The sequence below is a fragment of the Mesorhizobium sp. M0296 genome (assembly GCF_040321675.1).
Taxonomy (GTDB): domain Bacteria; phylum Pseudomonadota; class Alphaproteobacteria; order Rhizobiales; family Rhizobiaceae; genus Mesorhizobium.
In genome coordinates, this window is record NZ_JAMYRZ010000009.1 from 1 (window position 1) to 15,263 (window position 15,263).

At 64.4% G+C, this 15,263-nt stretch carries 14 protein-coding genes; 3 read left to right on the top strand and 11 right to left on the bottom strand.

Features of this window, described 5'->3' with window-relative positions; translation table 11 throughout:
- From NKI97_RS11020 to NKI97_RS11070, 11 genes are all read right to left on the bottom strand, one after another.
- On the bottom strand, positions 1 to 1,660 hold a 1,660-nt coding region (locus NKI97_RS11020), incomplete at its 3' end, for an FAD binding domain-containing protein (RefSeq protein ID WP_352834031.1).
- Complete coding sequence (locus tag NKI97_RS11025) at positions 1,657 to 2,523, bottom strand: aromatic ring-hydroxylating dioxygenase subunit alpha (RefSeq protein WP_352834033.1); 867 nt, start codon at positions 2,521 to 2,523, stop codon at positions 1,657 to 1,659. The genes NKI97_RS11025 and NKI97_RS11020, both read right to left, overlap by 4 nt.
- Positions 2,524 to 2,537: 14 nt before the next feature.
- Positions 2,538 to 3,911 carry an amidohydrolase family protein gene (locus NKI97_RS11030; protein ID WP_352834036.1) on the bottom strand — a complete coding sequence of 458 codons (1,374 nt, stop codon included), beginning with the start codon at positions 3,909 to 3,911 and terminating at the stop codon, positions 2,538 to 2,540.
- 39 nt (positions 3,912 to 3,950) lie between these two features.
- Positions 3,951 to 5,516 (bottom strand): GMC family oxidoreductase, encoded by a 1,566-nt coding sequence (locus NKI97_RS11035; RefSeq protein WP_352449814.1) that lies wholly within the window; start codon positions 5,514 to 5,516, stop codon positions 3,951 to 3,953.
- A gap of 7 nt (positions 5,517 to 5,523) precedes the next feature.
- Complete coding sequence (locus NKI97_RS11040; protein WP_352449815.1) at positions 5,524 to 6,132, bottom strand: thiamine pyrophosphate-dependent enzyme; 609 nt, start codon at positions 6,130 to 6,132, stop codon at positions 5,524 to 5,526.
- Positions 6,129 to 6,629 (bottom strand): thiamine pyrophosphate-binding protein, encoded by a 501-nt coding sequence (locus NKI97_RS11045; RefSeq protein WP_023674235.1) that lies wholly within the window; start codon positions 6,627 to 6,629, stop codon positions 6,129 to 6,131. The genes NKI97_RS11040 and NKI97_RS11045 overlap by 4 nt, the downstream gene beginning before the upstream one ends.
- A gap of 90 nt (positions 6,630 to 6,719) precedes the next feature.
- Positions 6,720 to 7,640 carry a LysR family transcriptional regulator gene (locus NKI97_RS11050; RefSeq protein WP_352834038.1) on the bottom strand — a complete coding sequence of 307 codons (921 nt, stop codon included), beginning with the start codon at positions 7,638 to 7,640 and terminating at the stop codon, positions 6,720 to 6,722.
- A complete protein-coding gene (locus NKI97_RS11055; RefSeq protein ID WP_352834041.1) occupies positions 7,641 to 9,443 on the bottom strand; it encodes an adenine deaminase in 1,803 nt (600 codons plus the stop codon).
- A gap of 32 nt (positions 9,444 to 9,475) precedes the next feature.
- Positions 9,476 to 10,111, bottom strand: a complete 636-nt coding sequence (locus tag NKI97_RS11060; protein WP_352449818.1) for a glutathione S-transferase family protein — start codon at positions 10,109 to 10,111, stop codon at positions 9,476 to 9,478.
- On the bottom strand, positions 10,108 to 10,830 hold the full coding sequence (locus tag NKI97_RS11065; RefSeq protein WP_352449819.1) for a Rieske 2Fe-2S domain-containing protein: 723 nt from the start codon (positions 10,828 to 10,830) through the stop codon (positions 10,108 to 10,110). Before NKI97_RS11065 ends, NKI97_RS11060 begins: the two co-directional genes overlap by 4 nt.
- Positions 10,827 to 11,129 (bottom strand): hypothetical protein, encoded by a 303-nt coding sequence (locus tag NKI97_RS11070; RefSeq protein WP_352449820.1) that lies wholly within the window; start codon positions 11,127 to 11,129, stop codon positions 10,827 to 10,829. The genes NKI97_RS11065 and NKI97_RS11070 overlap by 4 nt, the downstream gene beginning before the upstream one ends.
- Positions 11,130 to 11,352: 223 nt before the next feature.
- Between NKI97_RS11070 and add the strand changes: the two genes are divergently transcribed.
- The 3 genes from add (at position 11,353) to NKI97_RS11085 (ending at position 15,262) form a co-directional block, all read left to right on the top strand.
- Entirely contained in the window at positions 11,353 to 12,393 is a 1,041-nt protein-coding gene (gene add, locus NKI97_RS11075) for an adenosine deaminase (RefSeq protein WP_352834044.1), read from the top strand.
- Between the two features lie 27 nt (positions 12,394 to 12,420).
- A complete protein-coding gene (locus tag NKI97_RS11080) occupies positions 12,421 to 13,542 on the top strand; it encodes a BMP family ABC transporter substrate-binding protein (protein WP_352821434.1) in 1,122 nt (373 codons plus the stop codon).
- Positions 13,543 to 13,657: 115 nt separating this feature from the next.
- On the top strand, positions 13,658 to 15,262 hold the full coding sequence (locus NKI97_RS11085) for an ABC transporter ATP-binding protein (RefSeq protein ID WP_352834197.1): 1,605 nt from the start codon (positions 13,658 to 13,660) through the stop codon (positions 15,260 to 15,262).
- Position 15,263: the final 1 nt, after the last annotated feature.

The window sequence follows — 15,263 nt, forward strand, 5'->3', positions numbered from 1 at the left end:
CGCAAGCTCGAAAGCGCTTGACCTCAACATGCCGAATAGAGAAGTGCTTCAGGACTGCTGCAACCCGGACTTTTTCAACACTATCCACCCGTATCTGCTCTTGCGGCATACCGAGGATGCGCGAGAGCTGCATGCGGTCGCGGCGGCCATGCTGCCCACCGGCAAAGACGTTCAGGGTACCATCCGTACCGACGAAAGCGTAGCCGCCCTCCGTCTCCATAAAGCCGTGCATCTGGCACGGCGTTTCGTAGACAGCCTCGACGATATGAGCTGCCTTGGCAAAAGTCGCGGCGGCATCGCCACGCGTGAACTCGAAGCTGCACTGCAGATTGCCTGAGGCGTGGACCGACTCGGCTCCAGCGGCGAGTGCCTGTTGGGGATCGCTCACAATTGGCAGCGGCTCGTATTCGACGCTGACGAGAGCAAGCGCGCGTTCGGCCGTCTTCATGTCAACAGCGGCAACAGCAGCAACCGCGTCGCCAACATAGCGGACCTTGTCGAAGCACAGTGCCGGCTGATCTTGCACGACAATGCCGAAGGCATTGCTGCCGGCAATGTCGCGGTGCGTGACAACCGCCGCGACGCCGGGCAGCGCCTCGGCCGCGCTCGTATCGATGGAAACGATCCTTGCATGGGGAATGCCAGCGCGCCGAATGCGCCCGACCAGCATACCGGGCTCGCGATGGTCGGTCAGGTATTCGAGCCGGCCGGCGATTTTCGGCGCGCCGTCCGGCCGCTGGTACCAGCGTGCGCCGGTTTCCGACCGGGACACAAGAACCTCGGCAGGCGGCTTTCCGGACGGCACGGTCCGCCGGCGCGGCGAATGTGCTCCTTGGGACAACTTGCCGCCGAGCCCGAAGACCAGCGCATTCGCCGCGACATTGCGCCGATAACGGCCGGACCGCCACGAATCGTCGATCGCCGGCGCCTCTGCAAGAATTGCGGCGTGCAGCTCGGCCCAATCGATCTCTTGGAGGCGCCGGCCGATGAGCAGCGCTTCAGCGCGGCCAAGACGGGCTGCTTCGCCGCCGCGGCTGGCCGCGAGCCGCGCGATCGTGACAAGATCGTCCGCCGTTTCGATCAGTCCGGCAACACCAGCCACGCTTGGGGTGAAGGCGGCGCGCAGGCCGACTTTGCGATGGGTCCAGCGAGCGGCAGTTGGCTGCGGTGGAACGATGATCGTCTCAATGAGGGCCGCTGACGGTGCGTCGGCCAACCATTGCGCGAGCGGCACGACGGCGCGCCCAGCCGGTGAGACGATCTCCAGCTTCGCGTCGATCGCGAGCAGGGCCGGCAGAAGGCAACCCGTGCGCCCGGCGACGTTGCCGCCCAGCGTTGCGAGATTGCGGACGGCGGGTCCCGCCGTGGCGCGGACGGCGGCTGCGAGCAGAGGCAAATTCTCGCCTATCGCCCGGTCACGCTCCAAGGCACCCAGGGTCGTCACTGAGCCGATGCGAAAGCCGTCATCGGCCGGTTGGATGCCCTTCAGGCAGGCGATTCGGCCGATGTCGATGAGGCGCCGCGGCTTTGGCAGGCCTTTCGCCCAGCCGAGCTGCAGCGCCGTGCCTCCGGCGACCAGTTGCGATGCGCCCTCGCCTGCCAACGACAGCGCCTCGGCAACGGAGGCCGGGCGAAGCACCTGGAGATCCGGTCCGGTCATGTGGCTACCGCGGTCGTGCCGAAACGAATGCCTTTTTCCTTCAGCCAGCGGCGGTAAGCGATGGAGGAACCGTCGGCGCGTGTCGGGATTTCCATCCGCGGCTCGAGCGGAAGGCGCAGCGGCCGCTGGTTCTGCACGATGATCCGATCTTGCAGAAAGATGACCTGTTCGAAGTTGAGCAACGCCGTCTGCGTCGAAGCGGAGTCGACGAGATACATGACCGGCTGGGCGCGGCAGAGATCTTCCTCGAGAGGCTGGATGAACAGCGCGATCACATCGAGCCGACCGCGCGCTCCGGGGCATACACGGTAAAGCATGACAATGAATGGGCTCGGCACACGATAGGTCAGATGCACAAACGCGCCGGAGCTTTCCGTGGCGGCGATGCGCGGCTGGAAGAACGTGCAGTTGGTCGCCCAGACCTCGTCCACGTCGCGACGTATCTCGCTCAGATAGGCCGGCACCTCCGTATGCGGCTCCGAGCCGAGAATGTCGGTATGCACGAAGGGGAAATGTGCCATGTCGAGGAAGTTCTCTACGACACGCAAACCCGAAGCCCGCATCGTCACCCAGCCGCAGGGCACGTAGCGCCGGTCGGGCTCCGACGCCTCGGCGATCTCGAAGATTTCCTTCCCCGGCTCGCCCAGCGTCGTCCAGACGCAGCCGTAGCGCTGTCGGACAGGCAGCGCGAGGCCGCGGCCGTCGTCGTCCAGGACCTCCCTAACGATGATTGCGCCCGTGATGTCACGGACCAGTTCGATGTCCTGGCCCAGCAGCCGCGTGCGGCTCGGCGCGCCACCCAGGTCGGCCACCGTCGCCACCGCATACCAATCGTCCAGTGCCGCCCTGTCCGTCGTCTTCATTACCGGGGCTCGCCTTATTGGGTCCACTGCAGGCTGCCGCCGGAATTCTCGGCGAGGAAGGCGGCGCGCCGGGCGAACAGGCCAGGCGCGACGCGATGGATTTCGGCAATGATCTCGCGCAGGGCGCCGGTGCGCAGCACGCCGTGCTCGACGAGGATCTCGCCATCGACCATCGTCAGGGACACGTCGCTGCCGCGCACGGCGTGGACGAGATTGTGGTGGAGATTGAAATAGGGTCCGTCGCGGAAGACCGGCGTCATGCGCGGCGTATCGGTGCGGACCGCGATGATGTCGGCACGCTTGCCGACCTCGATCGAGCCGATCTCATGATCGAGGCCGATCGCCTTGGCGCCGACGATGGTGGCCATGCGCAGCACTTGCCAGCTATCCATGGCAGCGGCGTCGAGGTCCTTCAGCTTGCCCAGCAGCGAAGTCACCTTCATCTCTTCGAACATGTCGAAATTGTTGTTCTCCTTCTCGCCGTCGGTGCCGATCCCGACAGGCACGCCGGCCTTCAGCATCTCGGCCACCAGCGCGATGCCGCTTGCCAGCTTCATGTTGGAAACAGGATTGTGGGCCACCGAAACGCGGCGCTTGGAAATAAGCTCGATCTCCTCCCGGTCGAGCCAGACGGCGTGGGCGATCATGGCGCGCGGCGTTTCGAAGAAGCCGAGGTCGTCGAGCGCGAACATCGGCCGTTTGCCGTAACGCCGCTCAAATTCCGCGATCTCGATCTCGGCCTCGCTGCAATGTGTGTGGAAGCCGGTCTCGTATTTCCTTGCGAGTTCGATCGCCCGGCGCTGGCCGGCTTCGTCGGCATAAAACAGATGCTCCAGCCCGACCCAGACGTTGATGCGGCCGCCCGCCTTGCGATGCCAGCCCTCGATCATCGCCTCGTTCATGTCGAGCGTGTCGAAATAGTTGTAGTCGGGATGCTCGCCGACGTAAGGCACGGCGACCAGGCGGTTGCCGATCGCCTCGGCCGCCCTGGCGCTGCCTTCCATGAACCGCCACATGTCGACGACGGTGGTCGTGCCGCCGAGCACGGATTCCGCGTAGCAGAGCCACGACGCCGCCTCGGCCTCGTGTGGCTGCAGCACGCGATGCATCGGATTGATATGGAGTGTCAGCCAGTCCCAGACCGGCAGGTGCTCCGCCGTGCCGCGCAGGAAACCGGAATGCGCATGCGCGTTGACCAGCCCGGGCAAAAGCACCGCATTGTCGAGCTTCTTCACGGCTACGGCCGGATGCGCGGCACGCAGTGCAGCGAGCGCACTGACCGCGGCGATACGGCCATCCTCGACCAGCACGGCGCCGTCAGGCAACACATGGTTATTTTCATCCATAGTGAGCAGCGTGTCGGCCGCAAGGATGAGGCTTCGTGTCATCGCCAGTGCTCCGTGTGCGTTCTGTCGTTCATGACATCCTCAAGCTGCCGCGAGCAGGAAATCGGCGGCGCGCTCGCCGATCATAGTGGCGGGCGCGTGGGTGTTGCAGGTCGGGATCGTCGGGATCACCGAAGCGTCGGCAACATGCAGCCCATCAAGGCCGTGCACGGCGAGGCGGCTGTCGACGACGGCCATCGCGTCCTCGCCCATCTTGGCTGTTCCGCAGGTGTGGAAGAACGTCGAGCACGCCTCGCGGATGAAGGCGATTGTCTCGGTGCGGGTCAGTCGGCGGTCGGGTGCGGCGAAGCTGCCGAAGAGACCGGCATTCGCCTTTGCAGCCGCCATCTCCATCACCAGCTCGACCGCAGTGACCATGGCGTCGAGATCTTCCGGTTCCGCCAGAAAGTTCGGTTGGATTTCGAGCGGCCCGCCGGGCTTGCCGTCGAGTAGCTTCAGCTGCCCGACACTCTTCGAGCGCATCAGGCCCGCACCGAAGGAAAAGACATCGCCGGATAGATCGTAGCGCGCGCGGATCGCAGGTTCGGCGCTGTTGCCCTGGACCGGAAAGGCGTGCAGGTCGGGCTGCGGCAGGTCCGGCCGCGACTTCCAGTTGACCATCGAGCCACCGCCATTGCCCACTATCGGTCCGATCGGGCGCTTCGCGCGGAAAACGCAGGCCTGCGCCAGCGGATGATCCTGAAGATTCCGGCCGACGCCCGGCAGGGCGCAAACGACCGCAATGCCAAGGCGCTTCAGGTCGAGCGGATCGCCGATGCCCGACAGCATCAGCAGGCGCGGCGTGTCGATGGCCCCGGCCGCTAGCACGATGCTCTCTTGCGCGCGCGTTTCGCAGATTTCGCCGCCGACGAGGTGCTTGACCGCGACGCATCGGCTGCCTTCGACCGTCAGGCCGATGGCCGCGGATCCGGTCAGCACCGTCAGCATCGGGTGATCCAGGATCGGCACGAGATAGCCCGTCGCCGAACTCCAGCGCTTGCCGTCGAAGATGTTGAAATTCGCGGCGGTCGCCCCCTCGTTGCTGGGGCCGTTCGGATCGTCGATCACCGGGATACCGATCTCGGCCGCGCCATCGATCAGCGCCTGCGCGACCGGGTGCAGTGCCGTCGGCCGCTCGATACGGAGCGGACCGCCCGCTCCGCGAAACTCGCTTGCACCGTCGCGCCAGTCCTCGCAGCGCCGGAAAAAGGGCAGCACGTCGGCGAAGCTCCAGCCCTTGGCGCCGCCAGCCTCCCAGGCATCGTAATCATGTGGGTGGCCGCGATACCACATCATCGCGTTGATGGCGCTTGAGCCGCCCAGCAGGCGGCCACGCGGGATGCCGATGGTACGGCCGTTCACGCGCGGTGTCGGAGCATAGTCGTAGCCCCAGTCATAGGTGCCGCGGCCAAGCGGCACCCATTGGCCGGGGTCGTCGGCCTCCACGATCCCAAGACTCGTCGGGCCTGCTTCGATCAGGAGGACGTCGGCACCGGCATCGACCAGCCGCCGCGTCACCGCACAGCCACCGGAACCCGAGCCGACCACGACGTAGTCGTAGCTGGGTTTCAGCGCGCGTCGAGGGACGACAGGTCCGAGGGTGCCCATGATCTCGTCAGTTGTGCTCGCTCGGGCCCATGATGACGATGCGTTCGCTCGCCTCGACGTGGCGGACGAAGATATACTTGTCCTCGCGGCCGTCGCTGTGTTTGCGCTTGATGTCCGGCTGAACCGTTCCCGAGACCTTGGCGACCACTATATAGGGTGCCTCCATCGCGAGCGCCCTTGCGCAATGCACGTCGAACTCCTCCACGGTGCGCGCCGTATGGGCGTTCTCGACGCCGGCGCCGCGCGCGATCGCGGCAAGGTCGACGCGGCCCAGCGCCGTATGCGTCGGCGGGCCGCCGATCGACTGGTAGCACTCATTGTCCCAGACCACGATGAAGAGGTTTTTCGGTTGTTCGTTTCCGAGCGTGGCCAGGATGCCCAGATTGAAGAGCAGGCCGCCATCCGTATCAAGCGAAACGACGCGGCGGTGCGGCAGGCCGGCGGCGAGCCCGAAGGCCTGCGGCGTGACGCAGCCGAGTTGCTGCTGGAACAGGCTCGCCTCGCGCATATGCGGCGCGGCGTTGTACCACTCGTCGACGCTGCCGCCGAGCGAAAGGATCACCAACTCATCCTTCAACCGCGCGGCAAGCGCCTTCATGCAGTCGAAGCGTTTCATCGCACCACCTCGCCGCCGAGCGCCACGGCCGAATGGTAGTAGGACGCATAGGACCAGGAATAGGCGTCGACGATGGCGCGCTCGATCTTCGCCTCCTCGGTGACGATCCGGTACGGAACGCGCAGTGCGTTCAGCACCGGCTCCATGGTGATGCCATGCGGGATTGCCCACCAGTTGTTCTCGCCAAGCTCGCCGCGATAGCTCATCAGCATCACGACCGGGATGCCGGCTCCGAGGCCCATGCGGGCCAACGGCTCGACCGAGGCGCGCAAGCCGGAATTTTCCATGACCAGCGCCGCGCGCTTGCCCGACAGGAAGACCCCGCCGCAGATCGCCGCGCCCTCACCCTCGTTGGTGACGCGGATCGTGCGGATATCCGGATCGGCATCAAGCGCCGGGTAGAGCTCCTTGAACAGCGAATCGGGCAGGTAGCAGACGATGCTCACTCCCGCCCGCTTAAGCCCCCGAATGACCGCGTCGACCGCACTCTGCTTCATGACATCCCCTTCGGCCGGGAAGTCTCGCAAAGCTCAGTTGTTCGAGATAGGGACAAATTACTCTCTTTATCGATGCGCAAAATGCAACAACTAACCATGCAACGCCTCGACCATGCGGGCCAGCAGCGCCGCGAATGCGGAGGCCGCATCCGACATTTCGCGTTCCAGTCGGGCGAGCAGCATCAGTCGGTGCGGGTTCATGCGAGAATCGCGCAACGGCACGAAAACGATCGATCCGTCAGCCACTTCCGGTTCGATGCCGAGCTTGGTGCGAAGCACCACGCCGAGGTTGAGGCGCACCATCTCGGTCATCAGTCCGATCGAGTTGGTCCGCGACCGTCGCGTGATGTCGATCATGGAGCGCCCGATCGCATCGTCGATCGAAATGCCCAAAGCAAGGCTGTTGTCCGAGACGATGACCTGTTCGCCGGCAAGATCGAACAGCTTCACTTCCTTGCGGCCGGCAAGGCGACTGTCCGGATGAGCGACGACGCCCAGCGGCAGAGGCGTGCTCGCGATCTTGCGCACGTTGCGCGGCACGCGCACGTCGAAAGCAAGCGCCAGATCGCATTCGCCGTCGGCAACCGCATCGCAGGCGCGCTGCGACCCGGCGACATGCACATCGACCGATATCCGCGGATGGCGCTTCCAGAATTCCTTCAGTGCGTTCGGCACCAGCCCGCGCGCCGCGCTCTCCACGACTGCCACGGACAACGAGCCGCGGTTGAGGCCACTGAGATCGTTGATCTCGGACGAGGCGCGGGCCAACTCGGTGATGCTCTGACGCGCGTGGTAGAGCAGAAGCTCGCCTGCGCTGGTCAGTTTCAGTCGCTGGCGCACGCGTTCGAAGAGCGGTGTGCCCAGTTCGTCCTCCAGGCTCTTGATGACGCGGCTGATAGAGGATGGCGCCACGTTGAGCGTCTGCGCGGTCTGGCGCACCGAGCCCAGCCGCGCGACCATTTGGAAATAATGGATGCGCGGTGAGACCAGGCCAAGCCGGAAGGGATCCACTCAGGCGGCCTCGAAGGCCGGGACGATCTCCATTTCGGGCACCAGCACGAGACCTTTGTCGGTGATGCGGATTTCGGGGATGACCGAGAGCGGGATGAGGTTGAAGCCCATATAGGGGATGCAGCAGCCGGCCGCCTCCCATACCCGCTTGAGGATCTTCACCTCATCCGCGACCTCGGTGACGCGCTTGTCGGACAAAAGGCCGGCGATCGGCAGTTCGACCATGGCGGTTACTTTGCCGTCGACGACGACACAGACGCCGCCTTGCGTTTCCTCGATCGCCCGCAGCGCCACCTGCATGTCGGCCTCGTTGACCCCGGCGATGATGATGTTGTGGCTGTCGTGGCCGACAGACGACGCGACGGCGCCGCGCTTCAGCGTGAAATTGCTGAGCAGCCCGTAGGCGACGTTGCCGTCCGACTTGCCATGGCGCTCGACCACGGTGACGAAGCACAGGCCGTGGCGGTCGAAATGGTTCTGCCAGTCATTGGCCGGATCGAGCGTGATCTTCTGGTGGCCGAGCGTGATCCCCGGCAATTCGGTGCGGATGGTATGCGCCACCACCTTGGCGGTTGGCAGGTCCGGCGTCAGCTTGATCTGCTTCGGCAGCTTCACTGTGTGGTAGGCCGCGTCCGGATAGCGGTAGCGGGTCGAGAGGGCCTGGTCGAGCAGCGGCGTGATCTTGCCGTCATCGACGACGAGTTCGCCGCCATACCACGTGCTGACGGGATCGAAGCCGTCGTCGAGCAGCACCAGGTCGGCACGGCGGCCGCCACCGAGGCCTCCGATTTCGCCTTCCATGCCGAAGCGCGTCGCGCCATGCAGTGAGCCCATAGACCAGGCCTGCTCCGGCGTCATGCCGGCCTTCATCGCCTCGCGCGTCACCCAGTCAAGGCCGAAGAGCATCAGGTCGTCAGCATCGCGGTCGTCGGTGCAGACCGCGATGCGCTTGTGCGAGGCTCCGAGTTCCGTGATCGTCTTGATCGCTGCGGGCAGGCTGTGCCACGGCGTCGTCGGCGGGCCGCCGCGCAGGAACAGCCAGATGCCGGCTTCGAGCATGTCGTCGGCGATCTCGCGGTCGATCGCCTCATGGGTATCGGTGACGCCGGAGGCCGCATAGGCCGACACGAATTCGCGTCCATAGACGTGTCCCGACACCGGGCGGCCGCGTTTCAGCGCCGCAGCGAGGATGGCATGGCTGCGTTCATCGCCCATAGCCACTGGCACGAAATCCATCTTCTCGCCAAGCGCCACGGCTTCCGGCCATTTGTCGAACAATGCGCCGATCTTCTCGGCTGTCAGGTCGCCACCGGCCGTTTCCAGCAACGGCGAAGTTGCCGGGACGGTGCTCGGAACCGTCAGGAAAATGGACAACGGCGCCAGGCGCGCGTCCTCCAGCATCGCCTCGATGCCAGCAACGTCCATGACGTTGCCGATCTCGTGGCTGTCGCAGAAGAGGGTCGTGGTGCCGTTGAGCAGCGCCGCCTCGGCATAGGCGCAGGCCGTCACCATCGAGGATTCGATGTGGATGTGCGGATCGACCAGGCCGGGGGCCACGATGCCGCCCCTGGCGTCATATATCCTGGCGCTGCCGCCCTTGTAGGTGCCGGCCGGTTTCACAGCGGCGATCCGTCCTCCCGACAGCCAGATCTCGCGGCCTGGAAGAATGCGCTCCGAATAGGTCGACAACGCGCGTGCGCCGGCAATGACCAGATCGGGATCGGCTCGCCCGGAAGCGACACCGGCCAGTCGCCGGGTCATGGACGAGAGCGGCTGGACGGAAAAGCGCGTGAGAGAGGTCATTCTGTTGCTAGCCTCGTTCTCGAATGTTGGCGTCAATGGTAATCGGGGATGCCCGGCATGGTCATGAAGCCGGGAAGCGCGCGGAAGCGACGCGCCCAGCGGCGCAGCGCCGGATACTCGTCATGGTCGACGCCGAAATCGCGGCTCAGCGCAAAAGCCGGAAAAAGCGCGATGTCGGCGATGGTCGGGCGGTCCGCAGCGAACCATTCTTTTTTCTCGAAACCCCGCGCGGTCATATGGTCGTCCATGGCGCGGAGTGCGTGCGCGGCACCGGCCCTCAGCGCAGCCTCGTCGCCGCCGGCGCCGAACATGGCATGGCGGCGTGCGGCGCCGGCAACGCCGAGATCGCCGGTCGCGAAGAAAAGCCACTGCATCACCTTGGCGAAATCCGCCCCATCCGCCGGCAGCCATGCACCCATTGAATCGTGGCTGCGCGCCAGATGGACGATAATGGCCTCGGCGCCGAACATCGTCACCTCGTCGTCGCGGAGAATGGGCAGGCTGCCCGCCGGGTTCATGGCTAGGAATGGCGGCGTCTTCTGCTCCGCCCCCGGAAATGCATCGACTGCAACGGTCTGCCATTCCAGGCCGAGCATGGAAAGCGCCAGCCGCACCTTATAGCAGTTTTCGTCCAGCTCGTAGTTGTAGAGCGTGATCCTCGCCATCATGCGGCCCACGTCGTCGAGGTCGCGCCGGTACGCCCGGTCTCGAGATGATGACGCAGCTCGCTCGTCCAAGCGAAGAAATGCTCCTGCCCCTTGCCGGCATACTTGGCTGCCGGCCCGTCAATCACGACGTGCAGGGCCGATCGTTTGTCGGTCAGTTCCTGCAGGCCAAGAAGCAGCGTGTGTTCGCCGACCGTCAGGCTGAACAGCATCCCGCTCAGCGCCTTCAGATCAGCGAGCCCGGATCCGCGGGAGAAGGGCCTGGGCGGCATGGCCCTCACGACATCGATCACCATTGCGGCGGGACTGTCGAGATACAGGCTGCGGACCGGCACCACCTCCTCTGGCAAGGCAGGCAGTTCGGGCAATGCTGCTGCCGGATCCAGTGCCGTCCAGACCATTCCAGCCGCCTCGGCCGTGCTGTAGACGGACACGGCAATGGACGCCGGCACCCTGAGATCGGGGTGGGCCGGAATGTATCGGCACTGGCCGGCCGCATCGTACTGCCAGCCGTGATAAAGACAGGCAATATGATCGCCGCGGACAAAACCGAAGCTCAGCTTCATGCCGCGATGCGGGCAGCGATCCTCCCAGACATGCGCTGCGCCGCTGTTGTCGCGCCACACCACCAGTTCGTTTCCGCCAAGGCGGATCCCGGCCGAACTGCCCGGCTCGATCGATCCCGACAGCGCCACTGGGTGCCATCCAGCCTGTATCGTCATCCTGCGTCTTCCTCTCTGGAATATCCCCGAATTTCGGCCCGTTCGCAGTCCATCACCAGACAGTCGATTGGTCCCAGGCTACATGCCATCTCGAAGGCATCGATGAGATCGGGCTGGCCCGAAACCTGGACGACAAAAAAATCGTCCGCGGCTTCGTGCACCAGCAGATCGAGATTGAGCCGAGCGGCACGCCTGTCGGCGAACTCGCTAAAGCTCGACGACACCAGTTGGCCGACGAAGCGCAGGCGCGTTGTTTGAGGCGGAGGCGCAAGGTTCTGCGCTTCCAGTAAGTGCTTCATGCCTATATTTCTCCCGGCCTGCACATTTTTTAAGCAATTTTAGAATGTGTCTAGTTAGGCATCATTTTTTGGCTTGTGCAAGCCCCGTTTCCCTGACATCTGTTGCGTATCAGGTGATTGGACACTTGGAAAAAGCCGCGATTATCGAACAACTCGGCAGCCGTCCGTCGCCCAAGAAAACCAGGTGCGGCTTGGGATTGCCGGTCCGGGCGGGTGAGCGTCGATGTCGTTGTCAAGTTTCATTCAGCTTATACCCAAGGTCGAGTTGCACTTGCACCTCGAGGGTGCCGTCTCCACAGAGACATTCGCCGAGCTGGCGGCGCTGAACGCGGTGTCGCTGCCGGACGGCAGACCGACATCGGAGCTCTACAGCTACGGCAACCTGCTGGATTTCCTGAAGATTTACGATCTGGTTTGCGCCTCGATCAGGACTGCGGACGATTTCTCTCGCATCACCTTCGAGGCACTGGAGCGCTGCGCGAAGGCCAGTGCGCGCTACGTCGAACTGTTCTTCAGCCCGCATGCGCATCTGGCTCATGGCGTGGCCTATTCGACTATGCTCGAAGGCATCCTCGACGGCTTTCACCGCGCAAAGGAGCGCTATGGGCTTATAGCAAAGCTGATACCGGCCCATGCGAAGCCGCTCGGCGCGGCCGGTGGGGAGCGCTTCCTGGACATGGTTCTGGCCGAGCGCCCGGCAGAGGTGATCGGCATCGGCTTCGATTACGACGAACGCCCGAACCCACCGCCGATGTTTGCGCGCATCGTCGAGCGAGCGCGGGCGGCCGGGCTCAATGTCACCAACCATGCGGGCGAGGACGGCCCGGCGGGCTACGTCCGCGATACCGTCGACGTCCTCGGCCTGAGACGGATCGACCACGGCTACCACGTGGTCGACGACCCCGCGCTGATGGAACAGTGCAGGGAAATGGGTATCGTCTTCACCTGCTGTCCGAGCACGACGCTGGCCACCACTGTCTGGCGCGACCTTTCCGCGCCCGACCACGCGATCCGCCGCATGATCGAGGCCGGGCTTACCGTGACGATCCACTCCGACGATCCGCCCATGTTCGCCACGACGCTCGACCGCGAATACGCGCTGATCGCGGAGAATTTCGCGCTCGGGCCGCCGGCACTGAAGCGGATCGCGCTGGCTGGCCTGTCCGCCGCATGGCTCGACGACGACATCAAGCAGGCATGGCTGGCCGACTGGTCGGCAGAAATCGACCGCCTCATGGAAACCGAACTGTCTCTCCCGAACTGAACACAACACGGAACAAAGGACCGACGCATGATCGACCTGCGCAATCTCTCCCGCCGAGGCTTCCTCAACATGGGCGCCGCAGCCGGCGCCTCGCTGCTCCTGCCGAAATCCGGCCTTATCACGCCCGCCCATGCACAGACGCCGCTCGCCGCCGTCGCCGAGGAAAACGCTGTCATCGCCTTCGGCCACACCGGTCCGGTGACCGATGAAGGCTGGACCTGGAGCCACGACCAGGGCATGAAGGCCGTGCAGGAAGTGTTCCCGAAGCTGAAGACGCTGTTCGTCGAAAGCATCCCCTATTCGGCCGACGCGACCCGCACCTTCCGCCAGTTCGTCTCGGAAGGTGCCAACATGGTGTTTGCCACCTCCAACTATGGCGACTTCCTCTACGACGTGGCCAAGCGTTCGCCGGACGTCGCCTTCTATGAATGCGATGGCCGCAACCCGCTCGAAAATCTCTCGACCTATTACCTCGCCCATTGGTACCCGACCTACGTCACCGGTGTCGCCGCGGGCCTGATGAGCAAGAGCGGCAAGCTCGGCTACGTCGCCTCCTTCCCTGTTCCGTCGGTCTTTTCCGGCACCAACGCCTTCCTGATGGGCGCCCGTTCGGTCAATCCCAACGCCACGGTGCAGACCATCGTCATCAACTCGTGGTTCGATCCGCAGGCTGCCACCCAGGCCGGCACCGCACTCATCGATAACGGCGCCGACCTTCTGTTCGGCATCATGGACGAAGCAGGCTATCTGCAGGTGGCCGAGCAGCGCGGCGCGAAGGCCGTCATGTGGAATACCGACATCCGCCGCTACGGGCCGAAGGCCTACGTCTCCTCGATCGCCATCGACTTCAAGAAATTCTATGTCGACCAGGTGCGCCTGCGCCTCGAAGGCAAGTGGACGCCCTCGCAGACCATCCTGCCGATGGGCGGCGGTATCGACCGCGATGCCTGGGGCGAGACGGTGCCCACCGAGGTCGCAAAGCAGGCCGATGCCGTGCGCGACAAGATTCTCGGCGGCTGGAGCCCGTTCGAGGGCGAGATCAAGGACACCAAGGGCAACGTCAAGGTGGCTGCCGGCCATCGCATGACCGAAGAGGAACTCTACAACTGGGATTGGTCGATCGAAGGCGTCAGCGGCCTCCAAGCGTGATCCCGAAAGATTGCAGAGTTTTCGGATAGACTATGCGGCAGAAGGCAAAGAGCTGAGCGGGATGAATGATTTTGTTCCAGTTCATCATGCTTCGAGCGAGCACCGCTACGGCGGCATGGAGGTGCCGTCCACCTCCCCGGGGCGTTACGAGCCTGGCTCCGGCGCGCCGCCGCTCGTGCTGCTCAAGGGCATCAGCAAATATTTCCCCGGCGTCGTTGCCAACCAGGATGTCGACCTGGACGTGATGCCGGGGGAGATCCACGCCTTGCTTGGCGAGAATGGCGCCGGCAAATCGACCTTGATGAACATCCTCACCGGCATCTATCAGCCGGATGCCGGTGAGATCGTCGTCGACGGCTATGCCAAACGTTTCGCATCTCCAGTCGATGCGATCTCCGCCGGTATTGGCATGGTCCACCAGCATTTCAAGCTGGTGACCGCCTTCACGGTTGCCGAGAATATTCATCTCGGCTGGTCCGAAACGCCCAAGCGTATTGGCTCGTCGGTGCTCGAGGCGCGGACTGCCGCACTGGCCGACAAGCTGAACCTCGCGGTACGGCCATCCGCGCGCGTCGCCGATCTTTCGACCGGCGAGCAGCAGCGCGTGGAAATCCTACGCGTGCTCGCGCGCAACGCTCGCGTTCTGATCCTCGACGAGCCGACTGCAGTGCTTACTCCGGCGGAAGCGCGCGAGCTCTTCAAGGCGCTCAAGCAGTTCGTGTCCCGGGGCAATGCGGTGGTCTTCATCAGCCACAAGCTCGACGAGGTCCTGGAGATATCCGACCGCATCACCGTGCTGCGCGGCGGCCGCAAGGTGGCCACCGAAAAGACTGCGGACTGCGGCGAGAAGATGCTGGCGCGCCTGATGGTTGGCCGTGAGATCGTGCTTAGCAATCTGCGTGCCAGGCAGCCAGGCGCGGCCGGCATCTCCGCCGAGCCGGTGCTCAGCCTCAAATCCGTCGTCGCGCGTGACGACGTGGGCGGCATCCTTCTCGACCAGGTTTCGCTCGACATCCATGCCGGCGAGATTCTCGGCATCGCCGGTGTGGCCGGCAACGGCCAGAAGGAGCTGACCCAGGTCGTCACCGGCTTACGGCCGATCCACTCCGGCCAGATACTGCTCGGCGGAAAGGACGTCACGACCGCCGGCGCGGTCGATTACGCGAAGTTCGGCGTCGGCCACATTCCCGAAGACCGGCTGCACAGCGGCCTGGCGCCGGCGCTTTCAATCACCGATAACGCCATAATCCGCGAATATGCGTCGCCGCCTGTTTCAAAGGGCTTTGCGTTCCGACCGCGCCTTGCGGCAGCTCTCGCGCGCACGATCGCCGAAGCGGCATCCGTTGCGGTGCCCGATTTCGGCATGCCCATGCGCAACCTTTCCGGCGGCAACCAGCAGCGCCTCGTCGCACGCCGCGAGATGCGCATCGCAAGCAAGGTTCTGATCGCCGCCTATCCGAGCCGCGGCCTCGATGTCGGAGCGATCAACACGATGATGCACTACCTCGTCGAATTGCGCGATGCCGGCGTCGGTGTGCTCTTCATTTCCGAGGAGCTGGAAGAGCTGTTCAACCTGTCGGATCGCATCGCCGTGATGTTCCATGGCAGGATCATGGGCGCGGTGGAGACTGCCTCCACCGACATCGAGGAAATCGGCCTGATGATGGGCGGGCAGATGCGGTCCAGTGCTGGCGCCCAGGCCGCTGCCGGGAAGCACTGAC

Bases quoted from the DNA above. Each gene is read 5' to 3' on its own strand.
- NKI97_RS11025 (WP_352834033.1), bottom strand. From the start codon at position 2,523: ATGAAGACGACGGACAGGGCGGCACTGGACGATTGGTATGCGGTGGCG.
- NKI97_RS11030 (WP_352834036.1), bottom strand. From the start codon at position 3,911: ATGACACGAAGCCTCATCCTTGCGGCCGACACGCTGCTCACTATGGAT.
- NKI97_RS11035 (WP_352449814.1), bottom strand. From the start codon at position 5,516: ATGGGCACCCTCGGACCTGTCGTCCCTCGACGCGCGCTGAAACCCAGC.
- NKI97_RS11040 (WP_352449815.1), bottom strand. From the start codon at position 6,132: ATGAAACGCTTCGACTGCATGAAGGCGCTTGCCGCGCGGTTGAAGGAT.
- NKI97_RS11045 (WP_023674235.1), bottom strand. From the start codon at position 6,629: ATGAAGCAGAGTGCGGTCGACGCGGTCATTCGGGGGCTTAAGCGGGCG.
- NKI97_RS11055 (WP_352834041.1), bottom strand. From the start codon at position 9,443: ATGACCTCTCTCACGCGCTTTTCCGTCCAGCCGCTCTCGTCCATGACC.
- NKI97_RS11060 (WP_352449818.1), bottom strand. From the start codon at position 10,111: ATGATGGCGAGGATCACGCTCTACAACTACGAGCTGGACGAAAACTGC.
- NKI97_RS11065 (WP_352449819.1), bottom strand. From the start codon at position 10,830: ATGACGATACAGGCTGGATGGCACCCAGTGGCGCTGTCGGGATCGATC.
- NKI97_RS11070 (WP_352449820.1), bottom strand. From the start codon at position 11,129: ATGAAGCACTTACTGGAAGCGCAGAACCTTGCGCCTCCGCCTCAAACA.
- add (WP_352834044.1), top strand. From the start codon at position 11,353: ATGTCGTTGTCAAGTTTCATTCAGCTTATACCCAAGGTCGAGTTGCAC.
- NKI97_RS11080 (WP_352821434.1), top strand. From the start codon at position 12,421: ATGATCGACCTGCGCAATCTCTCCCGCCGAGGCTTCCTCAACATGGGC.
- NKI97_RS11085 (WP_352834197.1), top strand. From the start codon at position 13,658: ATGGAGGTGCCGTCCACCTCCCCGGGGCGTTACGAGCCTGGCTCCGGC.